This is a genomic window from Glacieibacterium sp., assembly GCF_965200405.1.
GTDB lineage: Bacteria > Pseudomonadota > Alphaproteobacteria > Sphingomonadales > Sphingomonadaceae > Glacieibacterium.
Genome location: NZ_OZ241356.1, coordinates 632,350 through 658,180 on the forward strand (window position 1 = coordinate 632,350; position 25,831 = coordinate 658,180).

A 25,831-nucleotide genomic window follows, 5' to 3' on the forward strand; every position below is an offset into this window, starting at 1 on the left:
CTAGGCGGCGAGCTTGGCGCAGGTCTGGGTGAGCTGTTTGGTGAAGCTCGCCTGCGGGCCCAGCGTCTTGCCGAGGATGACCAGCCCGGCGGCGCAATCGGCGCGCGCCTCCGCCAGCCGCCCGGCGCGCGCCAGGATCGTCGCGCGGTTGACCAGCAGGTCGCCGTGGTTGGCGTGGAGCTTGCCGTAGCTGGCGTCGTAGTTGAGCTTGGCGTCGTCGAGGATGCGCAGCGCCGCCGCCGTCCGCCCGCGCTCCGACTCGATCAGCGCGAGGTAGATCTCGGCGATGCCGATCAGATAGTGCGGCCCGCCGAAGCGCGCGCGGTAGATGGCGATCGCCTGGTTCAAGGCCGCCGCGGCCTCGGGCAGGCGCTTTTGGCCTTGCAGGATCTGGCCCCGCATCGACAGCGAATCGGCGATGATCGGGTTGTCGCCGTCGAGCATCCGCCGCTCGATCGCCAGCGCGCGGGCGATGCGCGTCTCGGCCAGCGGCAGCTTGCCCGCCAGGAAGGCGTTCTGGGCCAGCGCGAACCAGCCCTGCCCGGTGAGCAGGTGGTTCTCGCCCAAAGTCCGCCGGTTGATCGCCAGCGCCTCGGTCAGCGACGCCTCCGCCGCGTCGAACTGGCCGTCGTCGGACAGCAGGATGCCACGGTTCGCCAGCGCCACGGCGAGGTTGCGCGACTGCGGTGGCTGCACCGAGCGGTACTGCGCCAGCGCCCGGTCGAACGCCGCGAGGCCGCGCGCCGGGTCGGACCGCGCCACCCACAGCCGCCCCTCGGTCATGTCGGCGAAGGCGCGCTGCGAGCGATTGGCCTTGAGGTCGCTGCCCAGCGAGTCGCGGCCGGAGCGCAGCATCGCGGCGGCGGCATCGAGGCGGCCCTGCTTGAGATAGGTGTCGGCAAGCGTCAGCTGCGCCTCGGCACCATCGACGCCGACCCGGCGGATGGTCGGCAGCGACAGCTCGATCGCCTGCTGCGCCTCGGTCAGCAGGCCCAGATTGTTGAGCGCCTTGCCCAGCGCCGCGATCAGTCGCGACTGGACCACCGGCTGGTTCGCCAGCTCGGTCCGCGCCCGCGCCGCGCTGCGCCCGAGGATGGTCAGCGCGGTGATCGTGCGGGGATTGTCGGTCGCCGGGTTCGACAGCGCGAAGGTGCCGACCAGATAGTCGGAGGCCGCCCGCGCCGTCGCCGACTCGCGCTCCGCGATGCGCCGCTGTTCGTTGGCCTCCAGCCGCGCGGCATTGGCGTACAGAGCCAGCGCGGCGGCACAGGCCATGCCGACCAGCGCGGCGACGGCGACCGCGGTGACCCGGCGCAGGCGGCGCTGCGTCTCGCGCTGGACCAGCGCATCGAGGCGCAGGCCGGTCAGCCCCGCGACCAGCTTGAGCTGCGCCAGCCGCCGTCCGTCGCCACCCGGGCGCAGGTCGGCCGCGATCGGCTCCGCGGGGATGTCGCTGTCGAGCTTGAAGCGCAGCGCGCGCGGGAAGCACTCGCGGTCCGCCGACCCGGGCTCGCCGGCGACGATCAGCGCCAGCACGCGGTCCTCGCCGCGCAGGCGCTTGAACGCGACAATCTCCTGCTCGACCCAGCGCGACGCGGCGGCGGCGGGCGAGCAGACGACGATCAGGAACGCCGAGGCATCGAGCGCCGCGGTGATCTCCCGCCCCAGGTCGGCCGAGGCGGCGAGTTCGTCGCGGTCGCGGAAGATCGGTGCCAGCCGCGCCGGCGCCGGCCCCAGCCGGGTATCGGCGCCGACCAGTTGGCGCGGGATGCGATAGGCCTCAAGTCCGCGGTGCAGCCACTCCGCCGCGGCGTTGTCGCGGTGGCTGTAGCTGATGAAGGCGCGGTAGCGAGGGCCGGGCGCGGCCCCGGTCACGGCCTCCTCAGGCAGCGACAACGGTCCGCCGGCGGCGCATGACCCCGCCGACCAGCCCGAGCCCGGCCAGCATCATCGCCCAGTTCGCCGGTTCGGGCACGGCCGACGGCAGCAGCGTATAGGACAGTGTGCCATCGACGAACGTCGGCTTGGCAAAGTCGAACGCCTGGAACGCGAGGCCCGACGACGCCGCGGCGAGCCGTGCATTCGCCATGAGGTTCGGACTCGCGCCGCCGCCGCGCCCGACCGGATCGCCGAACGACGAATAGGCGACCAGGCACGCAGCGGTGCGCTGCTTGAAGCAATCGGCGCGGCTATAGGTGTCGACGATCGTCTCGTAGGTCAGGGTCGCGCTGTCGCCCGGCGCGAGCAGGGTGCCCGGCGCGAAGGCGACGTCGATGTCGGTGGCATCCCAGCCAAAGCCATATTCGTTGCGACTGCCGGCGACGGTCTGCATAGTGAAGCCGTTGAGCGCCGCCGCTGCCGCGCCGAGGTCGCTGCTCAAGATGTTCAACGGCTGATTCGGATCGTCGGTCAGGGTGACGCTGCCCTTGAGCTCGTACAGTGTCACGCCGTTGCCGATGATCCGGAAGCTGAACGACGCGCCCGCGATCGCATCGGTCACCGGCGCCAGCGAACTGCCGTTGAAGTCGTCGAAGGTGCGGAAGTCGCCGGCGAAACTGTCGTCGATACTGCACCCGGCGACGTTGCTCTGGCAGTCGCCGGCGACGAACAGGCCGAGGCCCGCCGGCGCGATCGTCGAATGCAGCGTCGGGCGGACCGTGCGCTCGCCGTCGTTGGTGAAGCTGATATCGACCAGCGTCCGCGACGTCGAATAGACGAACATGCCCGCCGACGCATTGCCGTTCTTGAACTCGACGACGCCGGGGGCGAGGTTCGATGTCGAGGCGAAGCTTGCGCCCGAGCCGAAATTCGCATCGCCCGACGAATCGGACAGCACGTTGCCGCTGTAATCCTGGCGGATCGGGACGCCGTTGACGTCGGGCCTGAAGACCAGCGACGCGGTACTTTCGGTGACGATCCCAGTGACCTGCGCCTGCGCGCCAGCGGCAACGACCAGCGGGGCAAAAAAGAGGCCGGCGACGACCAGTGTGAACGGACGCACGACTGTCTCCTTGCAGCGGAACAGGTTAATTGAATGTACATAAAACTTACCGGTTGTCGATTGACCCAGAATCGCGTTCGGCGAGCGTGGCAGCCGAATGCCGACGCGGGCGTTGAGCACCCGGGCCGATCGGCGTTCGCCGCTCGACTCGCCGCCACGCCGACCTGCCCCGGCTTCGACTGCAACGCCGCCTCGACTTGCCCAATAGACGTGGCCCCCGCCTAGGATGCCTGATGCCCGAGATCGCGCTTTTGTATGAACACCCGGCCTGGTTCGCCCCGCTGTTCGCGGTGCTCGACCGGCGCGGCGTCGACTATGCGGCGATCCAGGCGCAGGACCACGGCTTCGATCCGGGCGTGTCGACGCCCCCCGCTCCCGTCATCTTCAACCGTATCGCGATGTCGAGCTTCCTGCGGCAGGCCGACCATCCGATCTTCTATGCCCAGTCGTTGCTGGCGCATTGGCAGGCGAGCGGCGCGCGCGTGCTGAACGGTCCCGAGGTGCTGGCGCTCGATGCCTCGAAGGCGCGGCAGTTGAGCCTGTTGTCGTCGCTCGGCCTGGCGATCCCGCGGACGCGGGTCGTGCACCGTGCCGCCGACCTGCCGGCAGCGGCCGAGGCGATCGGCTATCCGCTGGTGGTCAAGGCCAACATCGGCGGGTCGGGCGCCGGCATCGTGCGCTATGACGATCGTGACGCGCTGGTGCAGGCGATCGGCGACGGCAGCGTCCCCGACAGTATCGACCGCGTCCTGCTCGTCCAGGCCTTCGTGCCGGCGCGAGGCGGCCGCGTCACCCGCCTCGAAACGCTCGCCGGGCGCTTCCTTTACGCCATCGATATCGATGGCGGCGGCGGCTTCGACCTGTGCCCCGCCGATGCCTGCCTGGTCGAGCCGGGCAAGGCATCGGTGACGATCACCCGCGCCGAGCCACCCGCCGCACTGATCGATGCCGCCGACCGCATCGCGCGGGCGGCGGGCCTCGATGTCGGCGGTATCGAGGTGATGATCGACGATGCCGACGGCACGCCGCGCTTCTACGACATCAACGCACTGTCCAACTTCGTCGCCAACCCGCGCGACGTCCTCGGCTGGGACCCGCACGAAAACCTGGTCGACTGGCTGCAACAGGTAATCGTCGAGGCGCGGCCATGAGATACGGTTACTGGATGCCGGTGTTCGGCGGCTGGCTGCGCAACGTCGGCGACGAGGGCATGACCGCGAGCTGGGACTATGCCCGCGACCTTGCCGTCCGCGCCGAGCAGATCGGCTATGACCTGACGCTGATCGCCGAGCTCAACCTGAACGACATCAAGGGGATCGAGGAGCCGGCGCTCGATGCCTGGTCGACCGCGGCGGCGATCGCGGCGGTGACCCGGACACAGGAGATCATGGTCGCGGTCCGGCCCAACTTCCACCAGCCGGCGCTGTTCGCCAAGGCCGCCGCAAACATCGACCATATCTCCGGCGGGCGCCTGTCGCTCAATGTCGTGTCGTCGTGGTGGGCCGACGAGGCGCGGCAATACGGGCTGCAGTTCGACCAGCACGACGATCGCTACGCCCGCACCAGCGAGTGGCTCGACGTCGTGCGGGGGCTGTGGAGCGAGGAGAAGTTCAGCTTCGAGGGGCAATTCTACCGCACCGAAGACGCGATCTGCGCGCCCAAGCCGCTGCACGCGCCGGTGATCTACGCCGGCGGCGAGAGCGAGACCGCCAAGGCGATGATCACCGGTCGCTGCGACGCCTATGTCATGCACGGTGACCCGGTAGCGGCGATCGCGCCCAAGATCGCCGACATGAAGCGCCGCCGCGCCGAGGCCGGCGGGTCGCCGATGACCTTCGGCATGGCGGCCTATGCGATCGTCCGCGACACCGAGGCCGAGGCGAAGCGCGACCTGGAACGCATCACGACGGTCGCCGAACTGCCCGCCGGCTATGCCAATTTCGACCAGTGGCTGTCGGGCACCCAGCTGGAGCGCGAGCTGCGCATCCAGGAATATTCGGTTTCGAACCGCGGCCTGCGCCCCAATCTGGTCGGCACGCCGGAGCAGCTGAAGGAACGCATCGCCGAATATGAGGCGGCGGGCCTCGACCTGCTGCTCCTCCAGATGAGCCCGCAGGCCGAGGAGATGGAGCGTTTTGCCGCGCAGGTGATCGCGCCCTGACCGATCCGGGGTCGCGCCCTCGACGCGGCGGCACCGATCATCCTGCCGGCGTGCCGAGCCGGGGCGCCCTTGCCGGCGCCGTGCGGTACATTCTCCCGCGGTGACTGCGAACGGCGGCAGGAGGCGGCCCCGGGCGGTGCAATCTCGGCAGCCAAAGCTTGTCGAACGCCGTCATCATCGGAGAATCAGGCGCAGGCCGGTACTTGGGGACAGCAGATGGCGGGGAACGCTTCGATAGCAGCCGGGTCGATCCACTCCGGGGCCCAGGGCAAGGCGGTGCCGGTGGCGCGCACCCGCCTGGAGAACATCGACGCACTGCGCGGCTTCGTCATGGTGCTGATGCTGCTCGACCATTTGCGCGAGACCTGGTTCATCCATGTGCCCGTCAGCGACCCGGTCGATGCGCGGCTGATCCTGCCGGCGATCGGCTTCGCGCGCTTCGCGGTGAGTTTCTGCGCCCCGATCTTCGTCGCCCTGACCGGCCTCGGCGTCTATCTGTTCAGCATCAACCATACGGTTCAGGAGACCACCTCCTACCTGCTCAAGCGCGGCGCGCTGCTGATGGCGATCGAGGTGTTCTTCCTGTCGCCGCTGTACTGGGGGGTGGTGCCGCAGCCGACCTTCTGGCTGCAGGTGATCTGGTGCATCGGCCTGTGCATGATCGCGCTGAGCGTGCTGATGCGCCTGCCGCGACCGGCGCTGATCGCGTTCGGCCTGGTGCTGGTGTGCTTCCACAACCTGCTCGACCCGATCCGGCTGGTGCAGGGCGACACGCTGTTTCCGCTGTGGGCGATGCTGCACCAGCGCGACACGTTTGCGCTGCCGTTCGGCTTCGTCGCCAAGACGACTTATCCGATCCTGCCGTGGCTCGGCGTCATCTCGCTCGGTTTCGGCATCGGGCCGTGGTTCCGGCCGGAGGTGCCGCCGGAGAAGCGCGAGCGCATGCTGCTGCTCCTGGGCTTCGGCATGCTGGTGGCGTTCGTCGCGCTGCGCCTGCTCAACGGCTATGGCGACAAGCCGTGGGCGGTCATCGAGGGCGACCCGGTCCGCACGCTCATCGGCTTCATCTCGCTGACCAAATACCCGCCGTCGCTGCTGTTCCTGCTGGTCACGCTGGGCGGCGGCGCGCTGGTGCTGGTGCTGTTCGAGCGGATCCGGACATCGCGGCTGGTCGCGGCGCTGGCGGTGTTCGGGGCGGCGCCGATGTTCTTCTACATCTTCCACCTCAGCGTGCTGCGCATCTTGTACCACAGCGCGCTGGCGATCTGGGGCCCCAACCAGGGCAAGTTCTATGCGTTCGACAATTATAACTGGGTGCTGGTCTGGTACGTCGCGCTGCTGGTGCCGCTGTACCTGCCGACCGTGTGGTTCTCGCGGCTGAAGCGGCGGCGGCGCGACATCGCCTGGCTCAAGTATTTCTGAGGGCGACGCGCGTGCCGAAGACCGACCAAGGGAAGACATGCTCGTGCCGAATGCCATGACGCTCGACCGACCGACCATCGCCGCCGACCTGACGCTGGACCGCTGCGCGACGCCGTGCCTGGTGCTCGACGCGGACCGGATGGAGCGTAACATCGCCCGGTTGCGGGATCGCCTGCAGCGCTTCGACGTGACGCTGCGCCCGCATCTGAAGACCGCCAAGTCGGTCGAGGTCGCGCGGCGGGTGATGACCTCGCCAGCCGGGCCGGCGACGGTGTCGACGCTGAAGGAGGCCGCGGTGTTCGCGGCCGCCGGTGTCGCCGACATCATCTATGCCGTCGGCATCGCACCCGACAAGCTGCCTTGGGTGCTCGACCTCCAGGCGCAGGGCGTCGACCTCGCCGTCGTCCTCGACACCGTCGAGCAGGCCGATGCTGTTGCCGCGACCTCGCGCCGTGCCGGGGTCCGCATCCCTGCCTTCATCGAGATCGATTGCGACGGGCACCGCTCGGGCGTCCTGCCGGGTGCCACCGACACGCTGGTCGCGATCGGGCGCGCGATCGAGCAAGGCGCCGAACTGCGCGGCGTCCTCACCCATGCCGGTGCCAGCTACGGCGCTCGCGGCGACGCGGCGCTGCAGGCCTGCGCGGACGAGGAGCGCCGCGCCGTGGTCGAGGCCGCGCAGGCGCTGCGAGCCGCCGGCCTGCCCTGCCCGGTCGTCAGCATCGGCTCCACCCCGACGGCGCATCATGCCACCGACCTGACCGGCGTCACCGAGGTCCGTGCCGGCGTGTTCGTGTTCTTCGACCTGGTCATGGCCGGCATCGGCGTCTGTGCCGTCGACGACATCGCGCTATCGGTGCTCGCTACCGTCATCGGCTTTCAGCGCGACAAGGGCTGGATCCTGACAGACGCCGGCTGGATGGCGATGTCGCGCGACCGCGGTACGGCGAAGCAGGCGGTCGACCAGGGCTATGGCGTCGTCTGCGACCTGACGGGACGGCCCTACCCCGACCTGATCGTCGTCGAGGCCAACCAGGAGCACGGCGTCATTGCCGTCCGCCCCGGATCGAGCGGCGTGCTGCCCGACCTGGCGATCGGCGACCGCGTCCGCATCCTGCCCAACCACGCCTGCTCGACCGGGGCGCAGCATCCGGCCTATCACGTCGTGCGCGGCGCATCCCCTGTCGTCGAGGCCGAATGGCCCCGGTTCGGAGGCTGGTAATGCCTGCACCCCTGACTCTGGTCGAGACGACACCGCAATTGCCCGAGTCCGCCGACGCGGTGGTCATCGGCGGCGGCATCGTCGGTGCCTTCACCGCCTATTTCCTCGCCAAAAAGGGCCTCAAGGTCGCGTTGGTCGAGAAGGGTCGCATCGGCGCCGAACAGTCGAGCCGCAACTGGGGCTGGTGCCGCCAGCAGAACCGCGATGCCCGCGAGTTGCCGATGGCGACGAGGGCGCTCGACCTGTGGGAGCAGTTCTCGATCGACACCGGCGAGGACACCGGCTTCCGGCGCTGCGGCCTGCTGTATCTCAGCAACGACGAAGCCGAGATCGCCAACTGGGCGCGCTGGGGCGAGTTCGCCCGGACGGTCGGCGTGACGACGCACATGCTGAGTTCCGCCGAGGCGGCGCAGCGCGGCGCCGCGACCGGTAAGCCGTGGCTGGGCGGCGTGTTCTCGCCGACCGACGGCACCGCCGACCCGGGTCGCGCCGCGCCCGCGGTGGCGCGCGCCATCATGTCCAACGGCGGGACTGTCCACCAGGGCTGTGCCGCGCGGGGCCTCGAGACCTCGGCGGGGCGAGTCTCGGCGGTGGTCACCGAGAGCGGCGTGATCCGCACGCCGCTGGCGATCATGGCGGGCGGTGCCTGGGCGTCGTCGTTCTGCCGGCAGTACGGCATCCGCTTCCCGCAGGCGACGGTGCGGCAGACCGGGCTGGCCGTCGGACCCGGCCCCGGCGACCTGCCGGACGCGCTGCATACCGTCGGCGTCTCGATGACGAAGCGCAGCAACGGCAGCTACATGCTGGCGATCAGCGGGCGCGGCCGGGTCGATCCGACGGCGCAGTTCCTGCGCTTCTCGCCGCAGTTCCTGCCGATGTTCCTGCGGCGCTGGCGCAGCCTCGCGCCGGGTGGCCTCGAAGGCATCCGCTCCGGCCATGAGGGGTTGGGGCGCTGGCGGCTCGACCGGCCGACGCCGATGGAGGCGATGCGGATCCTCGATCCCAAGGCCGACAAGCACACCGCGAAGATCACCCATCAGCGCGCCATCGACCTGTTCCCGATCCTGAAGGAGCGTCCGGTCACCGCGACCTGGGCAGGCTATATCGACAGCACCCCCGACGGCGTGCCCAGCATCGGCGAGGCGGCCGAACTGCCGGGACTGATCCTGGCGGCAGGGTTCAGCGGCCACGGCTTCGGCATCAGTCCGGGGGCGGGCCAGATGATCGCCGACATGGCCGGCGGCAGCGTGCCGTTCATCGACCCCAAGCCCTATCATCCCGACCGCTTCCGCGCCTCGGCTTGGGGCAAGGTCGCGGACTTCTGATGCCGGGTCGGACCGTTCCGGCGCCCGTGATCGATGCCGCTGCCGATGCGCCGGCGGTGGTGCTAATTCCGTTCGGGAGCGGCCACATCACCGAGGCCGTCGCGTTGTCGTCCGGGCTCGGCTGGCCGTACCGCGATGCCGACTGGCGCTTCGCACTGTCGCTCGGTCGCGGCATCGCCGCGGTGCAGGACGGCCGGCTGGTCGCCACCGGCTTCTGGTGGCCGTACGGCGAGGGTTTCGCCTCGTGCGGCATGGTCATCGTCGATCCGCGCCTGCAGGGCCGGGGCATCGGCGCCGCGATCATGGACCGGGTGCTCGCCGACATCGGCGACCGCACGGTCATCCTCAATTCGACGCGAGAGGGTCAGCGCCTCTACACCCGGCTCGGCTTCGTGCCTTATGGGCAGGTCCGCCAGCATCAGGCCGTCCTTGCCGCCGACTCCGCAGCCGAGCCCGATTTGGCGGTCGTCCGCGACATGGCCGCCGGCGACGCCGCCGCGGTGCGCAGCCTCGACCGGGCCGCCGCGCGGATGGACCGCGGCGACCTGCTGGGCGCGCTGTTCACCACCGGCTCGGTGGTGGTGCTCGATCGCGGCAACGGCGTCGAAGGCTATGCCTGCGTCCGCGACTTCGGCCGCGGCGTCGTCATCGGCCCCGTCGTCGCTGGCGGGGACGACGATGCCAAGGCGCTGATCGCCGCGCTCGCAGCCCGGCACCGGGGCACCTTCGTCCGCATCGACGTGACCGGGAATAGTGGCCTGTCGCCCTGGCTGGAGACGATCGGGCTGCCCGGCGTCGACGGCGTGGTGGCGATGGTCCGCGGCACCCTGCCCGCGCCGGCGACCGCCACCCGCCTGTTCGCGCTGTCGAACCAGTCGCTCGGCTGAGCCGCCGCATTTCACAGGACCGATCATGACCGAGACCCGCGAGCCCGCACTGTCACCGCCCGGCGGCCATTACACCCACAGCGTCCGTTCGGGCGAGCTGGTGTTCACCTCGGGCCAGCTCGGCGTGCGTCCCGACGGCACGCACACCGCCGGCCTGCCGTTCGAGGACCAGGTGCGCCAGGCGCTGGCAAATTTGCTCGCCGCGCTGCGCGTTTCGGGTGCCGGGCCAGCGGACCTGCTCAAGGTCACCGCCTATATCGTCGATGTCGCCAACTGGCCGCGCTTCAACGCGGTCTATGCCGAGGTCATGGGCGACGCCCGGCCGGCGCGCACCGTCGTGCCTGTCCCTGAGCTTCACTACGGCTATCTGATCGAGATCGACGGCATCGCCAGCGTCGCTGCACCCCGATGAAGCTGATGTCCTACTGGCTCGACACCGCGCCCCGGTTCGGCCCCGGGGAGGCCGGGCCGCCGCAGGGCGATGTCGATGTCGCGGTCGTCGGCGCGGGCTTCACCGGGCTGTCGGCGGCGATCGCCCTCGCCAAGCGCGGTGCCTCGGTCGCGGTGCTGGAGGCCGGGCTCGTCGGCAACGCCGCCTCGGGTCGCAACGGCGGCATGTGTAACAACGGCTTCGCGCAGGACTATTACGGCCTGTCGACCACCATCGGCCGGCCGCGGGCGGACCTGCTGTACCGCGCCTTCGACGCCGCGGTCGACAAGGTCGAATCGATCATCGAAGAGGAAGCCATCGACTGCAGCTTCAAGCGCGTCGGCAAGCTCAAGCTGGCGGCCAAGCCCGAGCATTACGACAAGCTGGTGCGCTCGCAGGCGCTGCTGGCCGAGGGCGTCGATACCGACACGCGCATGATCCCGCGCGGCGACCTGCACGAGGAAGTCGGCTCCGACCAGTTCTTCGGCGGGCTGCTGTTCGGGAAAAGCGCCGGCATGCACGTCGGGCGCTATGGCCAGGGGCTGGCAGCCGCAGCGGTCCGGCGCGGCGTGCGGATCCACGAGAACGCGCCCGTCGTCGGGCTGAAGCGGCTGACCGGCGCGGCGCACGAGGTTCGCACCCCCGGCGGCAGCGTGCGGGCGCGACAGGTACTGCTGGCGACGGGCACCTCGGCGATCGGTCCGCTCGGCTGGTTCCGCCGCCGGATCGTGCCGGTCGGGGCGTTCATCATCGTCACCGAGCCGCTGCCGGTCGAGCTGCTCGACCGCCTGACGCCGCGGCGGCGAATGACGGTGAACACCCGCAACTTCGTCCATTACTTCCGCGTCACGCCCGACAACCGCCTGCTGTTCGGCGGTCGCGCGCGGTTCGCCGCATCGAGCCCGGCCTCCGACGCCAAAAGCGGCGAAATGCTGCGCATGTCGCTGGTCGAGACTTTCCCCGAGTTGGCCGACACGCGGATCGATTATTGCTGGGGCGGGATGGTCGACATGACCGCCAATCGCCTGCCGCGCGCCGGGGAACGCGACGGCGTCTTCTACTCGATGGGCTACAGCGGCCACGGCACCCAGATGTCGACCTACATGGGGGCGATCATGGCCGACGTGCTCGACGGCCGGGCGGAGCTCAACCCGTGGCGCGACTTCGACTGGCCGGCGATCCCGGGACATTTCGGCAAGCCGTGGTTCCTGCCGATCGTCGGCGCCTATTACCGCTACCGCGACCGCGTCAGCTAGGCGGACTTCGCACGGTGCCGGCAGCCCCAGCAGGATAGGATTCGATCGTGTCTCCCCAGAACCAGACCAGCCATTACATCGACGGTCGCTGGGTGGCGGCGTCCACGCCCGGGCGGATCGCGGTGGTCGATCCGACGACCGAGGCGGTGGTCGGGCAGATCGCGGCGGGCGACGCGCAGGATGTCGACCGGGCAGTCGCAGCGGCGCGGCGGGCCTTCGCGACCTTCTCGGAGGCCACGGTCGCCGACCGGCTGGCGCTGCTGGAGCGCATCGCGGCGTTGCTGGAGGAGCGGGCGGAGGTCTTCGCCCAGGCGCTGGTCACCGAGATGGGCGCGGCGATCAGCTTTGCCCGCGCCTCGCAGGTGCCGTTCGCCATCGCCCATGTCCGGGTCCAGATCGAGGTGCTGCAACCCTATGAGTTCGCCCGGCAGGACGGCGCGCTGGCGATCGTCAAGGAGCCGATCGGCGTCTGCGGGCTGATCACGCCGTGGAACTGGCCACTGTACCAGATCACCGCCAAGGTCGCCCCGGCGATTGCGGCGGGCTGCACCGTGGTCCTGAAACCCAGCGAGCTGTCGCCGTTCAGCGCGCTGCTGTTCGCGCAGCTGATGCATGACGCGGGGGTGCCGCCCGGCGTGTTCAACCTGGTCAACGGCACCGGCGAGGCGGTCGGCGCGGCAATCGCGGCGCACCCCGATGTCGACATGATCTCGATCACCGGATCGACGCGCGCCGGCGTGCTGGTGGCGCAGGCCGCGGCGGTCACCGTCAAGCGCGTCGTCCAGGAGCTGGGCGGGAAATCGCCCAACCTGTTCCTCGACGATGCGGACTTTGCCGGCGGCGTCGCCAAGGCGGTGCTGGCGGGGATGCGCAACGTCGGCCAGTCGTGCAGCGCGCCGACGCGCATCCTGGTGCCGATCGAGCGACTGGCCGAGGTCGAGCAACTGGCGGCCACAGCGGCGGCAGGCATCTGCGTCGGCGATCCGCGCGATGCCGCGACCGGCATGGGCCCGATCGCCAACGCCGCGCAGTTCGGCCGTGTCCAGGCGATGATCGCCGCGGGCATCGACGATGGTGGCAGGCTGGTCTGCGGCGGGCTCGGCCGGCCACAGGGGCTGGACCACGGGCTGTTCGTGCGGCCGACGATCTTTTCCGACGTGACGCCGGGCATGCGGATCGCGCGCGAGGAGATCTTCGGGCCGGTGCTGTGCATCATCCCCTATCGCGACGAGGCGGAGGCCATCGCGATCGCCAACGACACGGTCTACGGGCTGGGCGCGCACCTGCAATCGGGTAAACCCGGGCGAGCGCGCCGCGTCGCCGGGCAGATCCGCGCCGGGCAGGTCCACATCAACTATCCGGCGTGGAACGGGCACGCGCCGTTCGGTGGCTACAAGCAGTCGGGCAACGGTCGCGAATACGGCGTCCACGGCTTCGAGGAGTATCTCGAGACCAAGGCGATCGTCGGCGGCTAGGGCTCCATCGTGCCGAGCCGGGCGACGATCGCCAGGATCAGCAGCAGGCTGGCGGTCTCCACCGCCAGGCTGAGGCGCAGGGCCGCAAGGCTGCCCGAAGCCAGGCGCGGCGTCAGCCGGAAGCGGTTCAGCGCCGCCAGCCCGAGCATCGCGCCGAACGCCAGCAGCTTGACGACCAGCAGGCGGGCATAGGGCCGGCCCAGCGCCCCGGGCAGGTCGTCGACCCCGATGATCATCAGCGTGTTGACGATGCCGGTCGCCACCAGCACGACGACGATCGCCGTGCCGACGCCGGCAAATTGAGCCAGCGCACGCCGCGTCGTCGCGATCCGCCCGGGCAGCCCGGCGCCGCGGCAGACGAGCAGCACCAGCCCGGCCAGCGCCCCCAGCCACAGCCCCGCCGCCCACAGATGCGCGATATCGGCGCCGAGGTGCAGCCAGCGCAACGCCCCGTCGGTCATCGCGCCGTGCCCGTTCCACGCCAGCGTCGCGACGGCGACCGCGGTCGCGATGACGACCACCGCCAGCGCGGCGCGTCGCGGCGCGAACAGCGATGCGGCGAAGCCGATGCCGAGCATGGCGATGCGCACGACGCCGGCTTTGCCGGGCAGCGTCTCCGCGACCACGAAGCGCGCCGTCTCGGCATCGATCCCAGCGACCGTCGTGCCCGCCATCTCGGCGACCAGCAACGCCAGCGCCGCCACTGCGACGACGACCCCGGCCAGCGTCGCGCCCGCCAGCAAGCCGCGGTACGGGATCCAGCCCGACGACCGCGACAGGCTGCCGGCGGGTGAATAGAGCCCGAAGGCGGCGAGGCCGAATGGCATCAGCGCGAGCGCGTACAGCAGCCCCCGCGCGACGACGATGGCATCGCCGCCCACCGGTTACTGGACGGTGAAGTCGTGCGTCCCGGTGACCCGGTGCGTGTCCGACGAGACGACGTGCCAGTCGACGCGGTAGCTGCCCGCCGCCAGCTTGGACTTGGGAACGACCATCAGCGTCTTGCCGTCGCTGCCGATTCTGGAGGTCGACTTGATCGGCATCGGCGGGTGGTCGGCCATGCCCGGCATCCCGGTCATGGTCAGCGTCGCACCCGACAGCTTGGGCATCAGCGTCTCGGTCAGGTGCAGCTCGATCGTCGCGGGCGCGGCGACGGTGGCACCCGCGGCCGGCGTGGCCGAAGCGACCTTGGGGTGGGCGAGTACGGGCGCGGCGGACAGCAACGCCGCCGCAATCATGGCATGAACATATGATTTCATCGAACTGACTCCGGTTCTGGGCCTGACCCCGCATCATCGCGAGACGTCACGGCAGAGGCTACCAAGGCTGTCTACGCAAACGGCACGATCTCCCCTTAGCCGCAGATTTTCGGCCCGGCGCCCGCCTGCCGCCTCGGCTAGACTGAGCCGGCAATACGCATCTGGAGACCGGCGATGGCGTCACTTCGACCAAAGTACATCACCTTCGATTGCTATGGGACGCTGATCTATTTCGAGATGGCACCGGTGGCGCGCGTACTCTACGCCGACCGGGTCGCGGCGGCCGACATGGACGGCTTCATCGCCGATTTCTCCAGCTATCGGCTGGACGAGGTGCTCGGCGCCTGGAAGCCCTACAAGGACGTCGTCGAGGGCGCGCTGCGCCGCACCTGCGCCAAGTGGCGGGTCCCGTACCGCGACAGCGACACGGTCGTGGTCTATGCCGCGATCCCGACGTGGCAGCCGCATCCCGACGTCGTCGAGCCGCTGCAGCGCATCGCCGCCGAATACCCGCTGGTCATCCTGTCGAACTCGATGATCGACCTGATCCCGTACAGCGTCACCAACCTGCGGACGCCGTTCCACGCGGCTTATACCGCCGAGGAGGCGCAGGCCTATAAGCCGCGGATGCAGGCGTTCGAATACATGTTCGACAAGCTCGGCTGCGGGCCCGAGGACGTGCTGCACGTCTCTTCCAGCTTCCGCTACGACCTGATGACCGCCCATGACATGGGCATTAAAAACAAGGCCTTCGTCAATCGCGGCCACGAGCCGCTGAACAGCTATTACCAGGTGAACGAGGTGCCCAACATCGCCGGCCTCGCCGCGCTGGTCGGGCTGTGAGCATGCCGAGCTTCGTCGACCTGCGCGCCTTCGCCGCCGATGCCGCGGCGGGCGTGCCGACCACCGAGACCGGCGACCGCTATCTCAGCGCGCGGCGGCTGCTGCCGGTGCCGGAAGGCGTCGTCGCGGTCGCGGTCCTGACCCTCGATGGCGGGACCGGCCGCGTCGAGGCGCTGGCCGCCGACGAATTCGTCATCGTGCTTGCCGGCGCGCTGACGGTCGATGGCACGAAGGCGGCTGTCGACGACAGCATCGTGGTTCCCGCCGGCCTGACGTTCGACTGGTCGGCGGCGCCCGGCACCACCGCGATCGTCGTCCGCTGCGACAGCGGTGCACCGGGCAGCAGCAAGGTCGTGCGGATCGACAAGGTCGCGACGCTGGTCTCGTCGAACCCGCCGTCCGCCGCGCTGCTGATCGGCGATACCCCGTCGTGCCGCAACCACACCGACTATCTGTCGGCGAGCGGCGAGTTCATGGCCGGGGTCTGGGACTCGACGCCCTATCACCGCGCGGCGATGGACTATCCGCATTACGAGCTGATGCACCTTCTCGAGGGTTCGGTGACGTTCGAGGACGCCGTCGACGGCCGCCGCGCGACGTTCAGCAAGGGTGACGTCTTCGTCGTCGTCCAGGGAACGCGTGCCTCGTGGCTCAGCGAGGAGAATTGCGCCAAGGTCTACGCGATCTACCGCCCCAAGGTCGCGACCGCATAAGCTGGGACGAGCGTCGCGGCACCATGCGGGGCCGCGACGCCGCCGGTCAGGCCGCGATCGCCAGCGAGGCTTCGCTCCACTCGATCCCGAGGCTCTCGCCGACCGCGCGGTTGACCAGCCGGCCGCCGATGACGTTCAGCCCTGCCAGCAGTCCCGGGTCGGCCGCCAGCGCCGCCAGCCCGTCGCGCGCGATCGCCAGTCCATAGGGCAGCGTCGCATTGACCAGCGCTTGGCTGGAGGTCAGCGGCACCGATCCCGGCATGTTGGCGACGCAGTAATGGATGACGCCGTCGACCTCATAGGTCGGGTCGGCATGGGTGGTGGCGTGGCTGGTCTCGAAGCAACCGCCCTGGTCGATGGCGACATCGACGAGCACCGCGCGCGGCTTCATCAGGCCGAGCATCGCCCGCGTCACCAGCCGCGGCGCCGAGGCACCGGGGACCAGCACGGCACCGATCACCGCATCCGCCGCGATGATCTCCTGCTCGATCGCCTCGATCGTCGAGACACGGGTACGGACCCGGCCACCGAACATCTCGTCGATTTCACGCAGCCGCGGGATCGAGCGATCGACGATCGTCACCTCGGCGCCCAGCCCGACCGCCATGCGCGCCGCATGGGTGCCGACGACGCCGCCCCCCAGGATGACGACGCGTGCCGCCGGAACGCCGGGGACCCCGCCGAGCAACAGCCCGCGACCGCCTGCGGGACTTTTCAGCGCCGCGCCCGCCGCCTCGATCGACAGCCGGCCAGCGACCTCGCTCATCGGCGCGAGCAGGGGCAGCGCGCCGTTGCGGTCGTGTACCGTCTCATAGGCGATGGCGGTGCAGCCCGAGGCGAGGAGTCCCCTGGTCTGCTCGGGGTCGGGCGCGAGGTGGAGGTAGGTAAACAGGATCTGCCCCTCGCGCAGCCGCGCCCATTCGGCAGGCTGCGGCTCCTTGACCTTGACCACCATCTCGGCGCCGGCGAACACCTCGGCGGCATCGGCGGCGATCACGGCACCCGCGGCGACATAGGCGGCATCATCGGCACCGATGCCGTGGCCAGCGCCGGTCTGGACGAGCACCTGGTGCCTCGCCGCGACATATTCGCGGACGCCGCCGGGCGTGAGGCCGACACGGTACTCGTCGGACTTGATCTCCTTGGGGACGCCAATCTTCATATCAGTTCGCTTTCGTTTGAAACGGTTCAGTCGCCGGCGGCGACGAGATCCTCGATGCTGCGGTGGCAGGCGATCTCGCGTCCGCCATGGACGCGCCGCGGCGGCGGCGTCGTGTCGCATAGGCCGGGCAAGGCAAGGTCGCAGCGTGGATAAAAGCGGCAGCCGGCCGTGCCGCCGGCATTGCGCACCGCACCGCGGCTGCCGCTGCAGGTCTCGTCGAGCCAGCCGACGCGCAGGTTCGGCACCGACGCGGCAAGCAGCCGGGCATAGGGATGGTGCGGCGGTTGCAACAGGATGGCGCGCGTGCCGTGATCGACCTTCTGGCCCGAATACAGCACCATCAGCTCGTCCGAGATGGCTCGCACCGTCTCGATGTCATGGCTGATGAACATCACCGCGAGACCGAGTTCGCGGCGCAGTTCGAGCAGCAGGTCGAGCACCGCCTCGGCGACGACGGGATCGAGGGCCGAGGTGACCTCGTCGCACAGGATGACGTCGGGCCGCGCCGCCAGCGCCCGGCCAAGATTGACGCGCTGCTTCTGCCCGCCCGACAATTCGCCCGGCCGCCGCGACGCGATGCCGGCGGGAAGCCGCACGATGTCGAGCAGCCGGGCGATCTCGGTGTCGAGCGCGGCGCCTTTGAGGCCGTGGAAGAAGGTCAGCGGCCGGCCGATCGCGGCGGCGATGGTGGTCGCGGGGTTGAGCGCGGTGTCGGCGCTTTGAAAGACGATCTGGATGCGGCGGAGCTGTTCGCGGCTACGCTCGGCGATGGTGCGTGGCAGGACGTTGCCGTCGAGCGCAAGACTGCCCCGGGCCGCGGGGTGCAGCCCGGCGATGACGCGCGCCAGCGTACTCTTGCCGCAACCCGACTCGCCGATGACGCCGAGGAACTGGCCGCGACGGATGCTCAGGCTGACGTCGTCGACGATGGTCTGGCGGGGGTCGCCGTTGCGGTCGACGCCGCCATAGCCGGCGACGACGTTGCGGATCTCCAGTAGCGGCGGCTCGCCTGGCGTCTGGGTGGACGCCAGCCCTGTCGAAGCCTGGCGCGGTGCGGCGGCGGCGACAAGTTGCTGGCTGTACGGGTGCGCCGGGATGCTGAGGATCGCCTCGGTCGCGCCCTGCTCCTGGATCTTGCCGCCGCGCAGGACGACGATGTGGTCGGCGATCTGGGCGACGACGGCAAGGTCGTGGCTGACATAGACCGCCGTCGTGCCACGCTCGCGGATCACCGCCTTGAACGCCTGCAGCACCTCGATCTGCGTCGTCACGTCGAGCGCCGTCGTCGGCTCGTCGAAGATCACCAGCGCCGGGTCGGTGATCAGCGCCATCGCCGCCATCAGCCGCTGCAGCTGGCCGCCCGAGACCTGGTGCGGATACCGGTCGCCGACATGGTCGGGGTCGGGCAGTGCCAGCGCGCGGAACAGCGCGCGCGCCTTCGCCTCCGCCTCGGGTCGCGTCGCGGTGCCGTGGATCAGCGCCGGCTCGATGACCTGCTGCATGATGCGCAGCGACGGGTTGAATGCCGCCGCCGCACTTTGTGCGACATAGGCCATCACCCGCCCGCGCAGCTTGCGCAACGCCGGCTCGCCGAGCTGGTCGAGGCGATGCCCGGCGACCTCGATGGTGCCGCCCGAGATCTCGGCGCCGGAGCGGGCATAGCCGAGCAGCGTCAGCGCGATCGTCGTCTTGCCCGATCCGGACTCGCCGATCAGCGCGAGCACCTCGCCCGGTGCGACGGTGAAATCGACGGCATCGACGATCGGATGATCGCCGACGGTGACCCGCAGCCCCTCGACGCGGACGAGCGGCCCGGTCATCGCCGTTTCGCCGAGACGCTGTCGATCAGCAGGTTGACGCTGACCGTCAGCGAGGCGATCGCCAGCGCCGGGAACAGCACTGCCAGCGACCCGAAGCCCAGCCCGGCGACGTTCTCGCGGACCAGAGAACCCAGGTCCGCCTCGGGCGGCTGGACGCCGACGCCGAGGAAGCTCAGCCCCGACAGCAGCAGCACGACCAGCACGAAGCGCACGCCGAAGTCGGCGGCCAGCGGCACGACGACATTGGGCAGGATCTCGCGCACGACGATATGCGGCAGGCGCTCGCCCCGCGCCCGCGCGACGGTGACGAAGTCCAGTGCCGCGACGTTCATCGCCAGGGCGCGCGCGGTACGGAAGGCGCCGGGGGTATAGACCACCGCCAGCGTGCCGATCAGCACCGGGATCGACGGCCCCAGCGACGCGACGACGACCAGCCCGAACATCAGCGTCGGAATCGCCAGGATCGTGTCGAAGATGCGGCTGAGGATGATGTCGAGCCAGGTGCCGGTCGCGGCGGCGAGGCCGAACAATGTCCCCGTCACCATCGCCATGGCGGCGGCGACGAAGGCGATGCCGACCGTGTAGCGCGCCGCGTTGAGCACCCGGCTGAGCACGTCGCGGCCAAGATAGTCGGTGCCGAGCGGGAAAGCCCGGCTGGCGGGGTTGAATGCGTCGAGATCGACGACCTCGCCCGAGCCATGCGGTGCCAGCCACGACCCCGTCGCCGCGATGACGACCCATGCCGCGATGATCGCCAGCGCCACGAGCGCCCCGGGGCCGAGCCGTCTCATCGGCTGCGCAGCCGCGGATTGCACAGGATCGCGACGATGTCGGCGGTGGTGATCAGGAACAGGTAGGTGCCGCAGAAGATCATCGCCATCGTCTGCACCAGCGGCATGTCGCGCGTCGCGACGCCGTCGACCATCAGCTTGGCGACGCCGGGATAGTTGAAGATGATCTCGACGACGATGACCCCGCCAAGCAGCACCGACAGGCTGAGCGCCACCGCATTGGCGATCGGGCCGACGGCGTTGGGCAGCGCGTGGCGCAGCACGATGCGCGTCGGACTGGCCCCTTTCAGCAGCGCCGCCTCGGCATAGGAGGTGGTCATCGCCGAGATCACCGCGGCGCGCGTCATGCGGATCATCTGCGCGACGACCAGCAGCGACAGGCTCAGCACCGGCAGCGCGAAGGTCCGCGCCATCTCGCCGAAACTCTCGAACTCGCGGCGCATCGACAGCGCCGGCAGCCAGTGCAGCGTCACCGCGAACAGCAGCACCGCCAGCGTCGCGATGACGAAATCGGGAACCGAGACGATGCCGATGATGGTCAGGCTGACGGCGCGGTCGATCAAGCTGCCGCGCTTGATCGCCAGCACGATGCCGATGGTCAGCGCCAGCGGCACCGAGATCAGCACGGTGATCCCCGCCAGCCGCAGCGAATTGGCCAGCCGCGGGCCGATCATCTCGGCGATCGGCAGGCCGTTGACCAGCGACTTGCCCGGGTCGCCCGACAGGATACCGGTCGCCCAGCCGAGGTAGCGCTGCCAGCCGGGCTGATCGAGGTGCATCGCGGCGCGCAGCCCGGCGACCGCCTCGGGCGTCGCGCTCTGGCCCAGGATCGCCTCGGCGACGTCGCTCGACAACAGCCCCGACAACGCGAAGATGACGATCGAGACCAGCACCATAGTCAGCAGGGCGCTGCCGATCCGCGCCGCGATCATGCCGACCAGCCGCGCGTTCATGCCTGGTCTTCCAGCCAGACATGCTCGGCGAAGCCATAGCCCATCATGCCGCCGTTGGGCATCGGCCGCATGCCCTTCAGCCGCGGCGTGTGCGCGTCGAGGGTGCTGAGGAACAACGGGATGCCGATGCCGGACTGGTCGTGCACGAGGCGCTGCATCTCGCCGTACATCGCCTTGCGGCGCGGCTCGTCGGTCTCGCCGCGGGCCGCCAGCAGGAGCTTGTCGAAGCGCTCGTTGTGCCAGCCCGACCCGTTCCACGAGGCATCGGACTTGAAGAACTGGGTGAAGACGATGTCGGCGATCGGGCGCGAGTTGACGTTGCCGAAGCCGACCGGGACCTTCATCCAAACCGAGGACCAGAAGCCGTCGGCGGGCGCCCGCCCGATGTCGAGGTTGATCCCGGCGCGGCGCCCCGCGGCCTGCATCAGCACGCCCATGTCGTCGGATTTCTCGGCCGCGACCGAAGTGACCATCGGGATCGTCGCGCCGAGCAGGTTCGCCTTCTTGAAGTGGTAGCGCGCGAGGTCGGGATCGAAGCGGCGCTGCGGCAGCGAGGCGTCGTAATAGGGGCTGCTCGGCGGGATCGGATGGTCGTTGCCGACGCGCGCAAAGCCGCGGAAGATCGCGGTGCGCATCGTCTCGCGGTCCATCAGCGACTTCATGCCGAGGACGAAATCCCGATTGCTGCCCGGCGACTGGTCGAGGCGGATGATAAGGTCGGTATAGCCGCCGCCCTTGGTCTCGAAGACCTGGTAGCCCTGCGCCGTGATCTGCCGGGTGATCCGCGGGTTGATGCCATTGATCAGGTCGACGTCGCCCGCGAGCAGCGCATTCAAACGGGCGCTCTCGTCGGCGATCGAGAACATCTCGACCTCGCCGAGCTTGACCGGGCCGCGCCAATATTCCTCGAACCGCGTCCCGATCGAGCGCACGCCGGGCTGGTACTCGGTGCAGCGGAACGGGCCGGTGCCGTTGGCGGCGCGAAAGTCGGTGGTGCCGTCGCGCAGGATCAGGAAATAGGGGGTCGCCAACAACAGCGGCAGGTCGGCATAGGGGCCGGTCAGCGCAATGCGGACGACGTCGGGGCCAACCGCCCGGACCTCGGCGAACTGGCCGGCAAACGCCTTGCCCTGCGAGCCCACCGCCGGGTCGGCGTGACGGCGCAGCGAATAGACCACGTCCGCCGAGGTCAGCGGGCGCCCGTCGTGGAACAGCACGCCCGGGCGCAGCTTGATCGTCCAGTTGGTGGCATCGACCGTCTCGATCGCCTCGGCCAGCGACAGCTCGGCAGTGGCCGTCTCGGTAAACCGGGTCAGGCCGTTGTAGAACATCGCGCAGCGGCAATAGTCGATCGAGGTCAACTGGCGCGCCGGGTCGAGCGTGTCGGCGGTCGAGCTGACGGCCGCCGCGACGCGCAGGCGCCCGCCCCTGACCGGCGGTCGGGGCGGCGAGAAGCTGCACCCCGCCAGCACGGCTGCACCACCGACCGCGGCGAGGCGAAGTGCGGCGCGGCGATCGATCATCCGATCCGGTCCTGGTGCCGGTACCAGGCACCGACCAGCGGCAGGAACCACGGCGACCCGAAATGCCCGGGGATCGCAGGCCAGTCGCGCAGCACCGCCAGCGGGTTGGCGTCGGGCTCGCCGGTGACGACGCGCGCCATGCGCTCGCCCATCAGCACCGAAAGCTGGGTGCCGTGGCCGCTGAAGCCCATCGCGTAGAACAGCCCGTCATGCTCCCCGGCGCGCGGCAGGCGGTCGGCGGTCATGTCGACGATGCCGCCCCAACAATGCGCGATCGGGGTGTCGCGCAGGCCGGGGAAGACGTTGCCCAGCGTCGTGCGCAGGATCTCGCCGCTCTTGGCGTCGCTGGTCGGGCTGGACAGTGCAAAGCGCGCGCGGCCGCCGAAGATCAGGCGGTCGTCGGCGGTCAGGCGGAAGTAATTGCCGAGGTTGCGGGTCGTCGTGCAATTGCGCCGCCCCGGCATGATCCGGCGCACCACCCCGGCATCGAGCGGCTCCGTGGCGATGATGAAGCTGCCGATTGGCACGATCCGACGGCGGAACCAGCCCAACCCGCCGCCCTTGTTGCACGCCCCCGTAGCCAGCAGCACGCGGTCGGCGTCGATCGAGCCCTGCGCGGTGGCGACCCGGAAACGCTTGCCGCCGAGGGGCTTCAGGCCGGTGACCGGGCTATGCTGGTAAAGCTGCGCACCGCGCCGCGCCGCTGCCGCCGCCAGCCCCGCGGCGAAGCGTGCCGGATGGAAGGCGGCGCTGCGTGGAAACACGATGCCGCCGTGGAAAGCCTCCGACGTAATCTCGTCGCCGAGCTGGTCGCGCGACAGCAGGCGGAGGTCGGGCTCGACCTCGCGCTTGAGCAACTCGGCAGTGGCGGCGAACTTGGCGGCGTGTTGGGGCGTGTACGCGAGCTTGAGCTTGCCGGTGCGGACAAAGTCGCAGTCGATCGCCTCCTCGGCGACGATCGCCTCGACCCGGTCGACGCCTTCGTCGAAGCTGCGGTACAGGTCGCGCGCCGCCGCAGCGCCGAAGCGCGCCGACAGCGCCCCGAAATCGTCCGCGATGCCGTTGTTGCACTGGCCGCCGTTGCGCCCCGATGCCTCGCCCGCGATCCGCCCGGCCTCGAGCACGACGACGTCCTCGCCCTTCATCGCCAGCGCGCGCGCTGCCGCCAGCCCGGTGAACCCGCCACCGACGACGACGACCGAAGCCCGCGCCGGCAGCGGCCCGGTCGCGAGACCGGTCACGGCAGGCATGGTGTCGAGCCAGTAGGACTCGAGCTTCACGCGCCCGGTGCCTGTGACGCTGCGGACCCGGCCGGGGCGATGTCACGGCCATGCGCTCGTGCCGACCGGGCTGCGGACAGCCCGGCGATACTTGCGCCGACGATGACGATCTTGGCCAAGGAGCACACCTCTTCGATGTCGTATCATGAGATGTTAAGCGTGGCCGTGCGGTACATTCTATCGGATTTTTGGCGAATTCGGCCACATCGGCCTGCGCTGCATTGCCTTTGCGGCACCGTTGTCGCGGCGCAAGTTGTATCCCTGACACTACCCGGCATGGCGTGTACCTGCTGCCGCGGACACGAGGGAGTGAGTTCCACATGGCGACGGTGCAGGAAAACCGTTTGAGCCTGCGTGCCATGGAGAAGTCCGACCTGGTCGCCGCCTTCAAGCTGACGAGGGTCGAGAAGTGGCCGCACCGTCTCGAAGACTGGGACATGATGCTGACCGCGGGCAACGGCGTCGTCGCCGAGATGAGCGGCGAGATCGTCGCCACGGCGATGTGGTTTCCCTGCGGCCCCGGCATCGCGACGCTGGGAATGGTCCTGGTGTCGCGTACCCATCGGGGCGGCGGCATCGGGCGGATCGTGGTCGAGACGGCGATGGAGCGGTCGGGCTGCGCGACGATGCTGCTGATCTCGACGAAGGCAGCGGTGCCGTTGTACCGCAAGATGGGCTTCAACGGCGTCGGCGAGATCCTGCAGCACCAGGGCGCGGCATTCTCGGTGCCGATCGTCGGGCTGGAGGCGGGCGAGCGCATTCGTCCGCTCGGCTCGCGCGACGGCGAGCGCGTCGCCGCGCTGATCGCCAACGCCACCGGGCTGGACCGCCCTGCTGTCGTCGCCGAACTCCTGGCCAACGCCCAGACCGTCATCCTCGACAACAACGAGGAGGTCGCCGGGGTGGCGTGCTTCCGGCGCTTTGGTCGCGGCTATGTCATCGGCCCGGTCATCGCGCCCGACATCAATCGAGCGAAGGCGTTGATCTCGCACTGGCTGGGCTCGCGCGCCGGCGAGTTCACGCGGCTCGACATTCCTGCGGACTGCGGGCTGTCCGACTGGCTGGAAGATCTGGGCATCTCCCGCGTCGATAACGGCGTGACCATGATCGCCGGCGACTTCCCCAGGATACCCGCCGCCCAACAGTCGTTCGCGATCATCAGCCAGGCATTCAGCTGATGACCTGCGTCGCTACCGACCCGAGGAAAACCGCATGACCGGACGCAATTACCGCATCGCCGTGATCCCCGGCGACGGCATCGGCAAGGAAGTCATGCCGGAGGGCATTCGCGCGTTGGAAGCAGCGGCAGCGGCCTATGGCTTCACGATCGAGCAGCAGTGGCACGACTTCGCCTGCTGCGACTATTACCTCAGCCACGGCGAGATGATGCCCAAGGACTGGAAGGCGCAGATCGGCGACGTCGATGCGATCTTCTTCGGCGCCGTCGGCTGGCCCGACACGGTGCCCGATCATGTCTCGCTATGGGGCTCGCTCATCCAGTTTCGTCGCGAGTACGACCAGTACGTCAACCTGCGGCCGGTGCGGCTGATGCCAGGTGTGCCCTGCCCGCTGGCCGGTCGCGAGCCCGGCGACATCGACTTCATGGTCGTCCGCGAGAACACCGAGGGCGAGTATTCGGCAATCGGCGGGACCGCCTTCCCGGGCACCGATCGCGAGGTCGTGCTGCAGGAAACGGTGATGACCCGCTTCGGCACCGACCGCATCCTGCGCTATGCCTTCGACCTGGCGATGCGCCGCCCCAAGCGCCACCTGACCTCGGCGACCAAGTCGAACGGCATCGCCATAACGATGCCGTGGTGGGACAGCCGGGTCGAGGCGATGGCGGCGACCTATCCCGAGATCCGCACCGACAAATACCATATCGACATCCTGTGCGCGCAGTTCGTGCTTCACCCGGACTGGTTCGACGTCGTCGTCGCCTCGAATCTGTTCGGGGACATCCTGTCCGACCTCGGTCCGGCCTGCACCGGCACCATCGGCATCGCGCCGTGCGGCAACATCAATCCCGACCGCTCGGTGCCGTCGCTGTTCGAACCGGTCCACGGCTCGGCGCCCGATATCGCAGGCAAGGGCATCGCCAATCCGGTCGGGCAGATCTGGTCGGCGGCGCTGATGCTCGACCATTTCGGCGAGACCGAGGCCGCCGCGGCGATCGTCCGTGCCATCGAGACCGTGCTGGTCGACGCGTCGGGCCGCACCCGCGACCTGAAGGGCACGGCGAACACGGTCGAGTGCGGCAAGGCGATCGCAGCGGCGATCAGCTAAGTACACGGCGGCAGAATCTGCC

At 69.6% G+C, this 25,831-nt stretch carries 23 protein-coding genes and 1 pseudogene; 13 read left to right on the forward strand and 11 right to left on the reverse strand.

Annotated features, from left to right (window positions below; genetic code table 11):
- Positions 1-1,875, reverse strand: coding sequence for a tetratricopeptide repeat protein (locus ACOFKW_RS02845; RefSeq protein ID WP_419815845.1), 1,875 nt, complete (start codon positions 1,873-1,875; stop codon positions 1-3).
- Between the two features lie 7 nt (positions 1,876-1,882).
- A pseudogene (locus ACOFKW_RS02850) lies at positions 1,883-1,981 on the reverse strand (PEPxxWA-CTERM sorting domain-containing protein); the annotation flags it as partial.
- Positions 1,982-3,234: 1,253 nt separating this feature from the next.
- Here ACOFKW_RS02850 and ACOFKW_RS02855 point away from each other — a divergent pair.
- The 9 genes from ACOFKW_RS02855 (at position 3,235) to ACOFKW_RS02895 (ending at position 13,179) form a co-directional block, all read left to right on the forward strand.
- Positions 3,235-4,152, forward strand: a complete 918-nt coding sequence (locus ACOFKW_RS02855) for an ATP-grasp domain-containing protein (RefSeq protein ID WP_419815846.1) — start codon at positions 3,235-3,237, stop codon at positions 4,150-4,152.
- Positions 4,149-5,162 (forward strand): LLM class flavin-dependent oxidoreductase, encoded by a 1,014-nt coding sequence (locus ACOFKW_RS02860; protein ID WP_419815847.1) that lies wholly within the window; start codon positions 4,149-4,151, stop codon positions 5,160-5,162. Before ACOFKW_RS02855 ends, ACOFKW_RS02860 begins: the two co-directional genes overlap by 4 nt.
- A 216-nt stretch (positions 5,163-5,378) precedes the next feature.
- Positions 5,379-6,584, forward strand: coding sequence for a DUF1624 domain-containing protein (locus ACOFKW_RS02865; protein WP_419815848.1), 1,206 nt, complete (start codon positions 5,379-5,381; stop codon positions 6,582-6,584).
- A gap of 37 nt (positions 6,585-6,621) precedes the next feature.
- On the forward strand, positions 6,622-7,806 hold the full coding sequence (locus ACOFKW_RS02870) for an alanine racemase (protein ID WP_419815849.1): 1,185 nt from the start codon (positions 6,622-6,624) through the stop codon (positions 7,804-7,806).
- Entirely contained in the window at positions 7,806-9,131 is a 1,326-nt protein-coding gene (locus ACOFKW_RS02875) for an NAD(P)/FAD-dependent oxidoreductase (protein ID WP_419815850.1), read from the forward strand. The genes ACOFKW_RS02870 and ACOFKW_RS02875 overlap by 1 nt, the downstream gene beginning before the upstream one ends.
- Positions 9,132-9,157: 26 nt before the next feature.
- Entirely contained in the window at positions 9,158-10,018 is an 861-nt protein-coding gene (locus tag ACOFKW_RS02880; RefSeq protein ID WP_419815851.1) for a GNAT family N-acetyltransferase, read from the forward strand.
- A 25-nt stretch (positions 10,019-10,043) separates the two neighbouring features.
- Complete coding sequence (locus ACOFKW_RS02885) at positions 10,044-10,430, forward strand: RidA family protein (RefSeq protein WP_419815852.1); 387 nt, start codon at positions 10,044-10,046, stop codon at positions 10,428-10,430.
- Positions 10,427-11,704: an NAD(P)/FAD-dependent oxidoreductase gene (locus ACOFKW_RS02890; protein ID WP_419815853.1), complete on the forward strand. Its 1,278-nt coding sequence runs from the start codon at positions 10,427-10,429 to the stop codon at positions 11,702-11,704. Before ACOFKW_RS02885 ends, ACOFKW_RS02890 begins: the two co-directional genes overlap by 4 nt.
- Before the next feature lie 47 nt (positions 11,705-11,751).
- Positions 11,752-13,179, forward strand: a complete 1,428-nt coding sequence (locus ACOFKW_RS02895) for an aldehyde dehydrogenase family protein (protein ID WP_419815854.1) — start codon at positions 11,752-11,754, stop codon at positions 13,177-13,179.
- On the opposite strand, the gene copD is transcribed toward ACOFKW_RS02895, so the two are convergent.
- Positions 13,176-14,060, reverse strand: a complete 885-nt coding sequence (gene copD, locus ACOFKW_RS02900) for a copper homeostasis membrane protein CopD (protein WP_419815855.1) — start codon at positions 14,058-14,060, stop codon at positions 13,176-13,178. The genes ACOFKW_RS02895 and copD overlap by 4 nt on opposite strands.
- Positions 14,061-14,063: 3 nt before the next feature.
- Positions 14,064-14,438, reverse strand: coding sequence for a copper homeostasis periplasmic binding protein CopC (gene copC, locus ACOFKW_RS02905; RefSeq protein ID WP_419815856.1), 375 nt, complete (start codon positions 14,436-14,438; stop codon positions 14,064-14,066).
- A gap of 174 nt (positions 14,439-14,612) precedes the next feature.
- On the opposite strand from copC, the gene ACOFKW_RS02910 reads away from it, so the two are divergent.
- Positions 14,613-15,281 (forward strand): haloacid dehalogenase type II, encoded by a 669-nt coding sequence (locus tag ACOFKW_RS02910; RefSeq protein ID WP_419815857.1) that lies wholly within the window; start codon positions 14,613-14,615, stop codon positions 15,279-15,281.
- 2 nt (positions 15,282-15,283) lie between these two features.
- Positions 15,284-15,994, forward strand: coding sequence for a cupin domain-containing protein (locus ACOFKW_RS02915; protein WP_419815858.1), 711 nt, complete (start codon positions 15,284-15,286; stop codon positions 15,992-15,994).
- Between the two features lie 46 nt (positions 15,995-16,040).
- On the opposite strand, the gene ald is transcribed toward ACOFKW_RS02915, so the two are convergent.
- The 7 genes from ald to ACOFKW_RS02950 are packed head-to-tail and all read right to left on the reverse strand — an operon-like array spanning position 16,041 to position 23,642.
- On the reverse strand, positions 16,041-17,156 hold the full coding sequence (gene ald, locus ACOFKW_RS02920; RefSeq protein ID WP_419815859.1) for an alanine dehydrogenase: 1,116 nt from the start codon (positions 17,154-17,156) through the stop codon (positions 16,041-16,043).
- A gap of 26 nt (positions 17,157-17,182) precedes the next feature.
- Positions 17,183-18,976 (reverse strand): ABC transporter ATP-binding protein, encoded by a 1,794-nt coding sequence (locus tag ACOFKW_RS02925; protein WP_419815860.1) that lies wholly within the window; start codon positions 18,974-18,976, stop codon positions 17,183-17,185.
- A complete protein-coding gene (locus ACOFKW_RS02930; RefSeq protein ID WP_419815861.1) occupies positions 18,973-19,767 on the reverse strand; it encodes an ABC transporter permease in 795 nt (264 codons plus the stop codon). The genes ACOFKW_RS02925 and ACOFKW_RS02930 overlap by 4 nt, the downstream gene beginning before the upstream one ends.
- Complete coding sequence (locus tag ACOFKW_RS02935) at positions 19,764-20,720, reverse strand: ABC transporter permease (RefSeq protein WP_419815862.1); 957 nt, start codon at positions 20,718-20,720, stop codon at positions 19,764-19,766. The genes ACOFKW_RS02930 and ACOFKW_RS02935 overlap by 4 nt, the downstream gene beginning before the upstream one ends.
- On the reverse strand, positions 20,717-22,243 hold the full coding sequence (locus tag ACOFKW_RS02940) for an ABC transporter substrate-binding protein (protein ID WP_419815863.1): 1,527 nt from the start codon (positions 22,241-22,243) through the stop codon (positions 20,717-20,719). Before ACOFKW_RS02940 ends, ACOFKW_RS02935 begins: the two co-directional genes overlap by 4 nt.
- Complete coding sequence (locus tag ACOFKW_RS02945; protein WP_419815864.1) at positions 22,240-23,523, reverse strand: NAD(P)/FAD-dependent oxidoreductase; 1,284 nt, start codon at positions 23,521-23,523, stop codon at positions 22,240-22,242. The genes ACOFKW_RS02940 and ACOFKW_RS02945 overlap by 4 nt, the downstream gene beginning before the upstream one ends.
- Positions 23,520-23,642 carry a hypothetical protein gene (locus tag ACOFKW_RS02950; RefSeq protein WP_419815865.1) on the reverse strand — a complete coding sequence of 41 codons (123 nt, stop codon included), beginning with the start codon at positions 23,640-23,642 and terminating at the stop codon, positions 23,520-23,522. The genes ACOFKW_RS02945 and ACOFKW_RS02950 overlap by 4 nt, the downstream gene beginning before the upstream one ends.
- 225 nt (positions 23,643-23,867) lie before the next feature.
- Between ACOFKW_RS02950 and ACOFKW_RS02955 the strand changes: the two genes are divergently transcribed.
- Together ACOFKW_RS02955 and ACOFKW_RS02960 are read left to right on the forward strand one after the other, a co-directional pair.
- Positions 23,868-24,701, forward strand: a complete 834-nt coding sequence (locus ACOFKW_RS02955) for a GNAT family N-acetyltransferase (protein ID WP_419815866.1) — start codon at positions 23,868-23,870, stop codon at positions 24,699-24,701.
- A 34-nt stretch (positions 24,702-24,735) separates the two neighbouring features.
- Positions 24,736-25,809, forward strand: a complete 1,074-nt coding sequence (locus ACOFKW_RS02960) for a tartrate dehydrogenase (RefSeq protein WP_419815867.1) — start codon at positions 24,736-24,738, stop codon at positions 25,807-25,809.
- The last annotated feature ends 22 nt before the right edge of the window (positions 25,810-25,831 follow it).

Coding starts and splice junctions, on each gene's coding strand:
- ACOFKW_RS02855 (WP_419815846.1), top strand. CDS start 3,235: ATGCCCGAGATCGCGCTTTTGTATGAACACCCGGCCTGGTTCGCCCCG.
- ACOFKW_RS02860 (WP_419815847.1), top strand. CDS start 4,149: ATGAGATACGGTTACTGGATGCCGGTGTTCGGCGGCTGGCTGCGCAAC.
- ACOFKW_RS02865 (WP_419815848.1), top strand. CDS start 5,379: ATGGCGGGGAACGCTTCGATAGCAGCCGGGTCGATCCACTCCGGGGCC.
- ACOFKW_RS02870 (WP_419815849.1), top strand. CDS start 6,622: ATGCTCGTGCCGAATGCCATGACGCTCGACCGACCGACCATCGCCGCC.
- ACOFKW_RS02875 (WP_419815850.1), top strand. CDS start 7,806: ATGCCTGCACCCCTGACTCTGGTCGAGACGACACCGCAATTGCCCGAG.
- ACOFKW_RS02885 (WP_419815852.1), top strand. CDS start 10,044: ATGACCGAGACCCGCGAGCCCGCACTGTCACCGCCCGGCGGCCATTAC.
- ACOFKW_RS02890 (WP_419815853.1), top strand. CDS start 10,427: ATGAAGCTGATGTCCTACTGGCTCGACACCGCGCCCCGGTTCGGCCCC.
- copC (WP_419815856.1), bottom strand. CDS start 14,438: ATGAAATCATATGTTCATGCCATGATTGCGGCGGCGTTGCTGTCCGCC.
- ACOFKW_RS02910 (WP_419815857.1), top strand. CDS start 14,613: ATGGCGTCACTTCGACCAAAGTACATCACCTTCGATTGCTATGGGACG.
- ACOFKW_RS02915 (WP_419815858.1), top strand. CDS start 15,284: ATGCCGAGCTTCGTCGACCTGCGCGCCTTCGCCGCCGATGCCGCGGCG.
- ald (WP_419815859.1), bottom strand. CDS start 17,156: ATGAAGATTGGCGTCCCCAAGGAGATCAAGTCCGACGAGTACCGTGTC.
- ACOFKW_RS02925 (WP_419815860.1), bottom strand. CDS start 18,976: ATGACCGGGCCGCTCGTCCGCGTCGAGGGGCTGCGGGTCACCGTCGGC.
- ACOFKW_RS02930 (WP_419815861.1), bottom strand. CDS start 19,767: ATGAGACGGCTCGGCCCCGGGGCGCTCGTGGCGCTGGCGATCATCGCG.
- ACOFKW_RS02935 (WP_419815862.1), bottom strand. CDS start 20,720: ATGAACGCGCGGCTGGTCGGCATGATCGCGGCGCGGATCGGCAGCGCC.
- ACOFKW_RS02940 (WP_419815863.1), bottom strand. CDS start 22,243: ATGATCGATCGCCGCGCCGCACTTCGCCTCGCCGCGGTCGGTGGTGCA.
- ACOFKW_RS02960 (WP_419815867.1), top strand. CDS start 24,736: ATGACCGGACGCAATTACCGCATCGCCGTGATCCCCGGCGACGGCATC.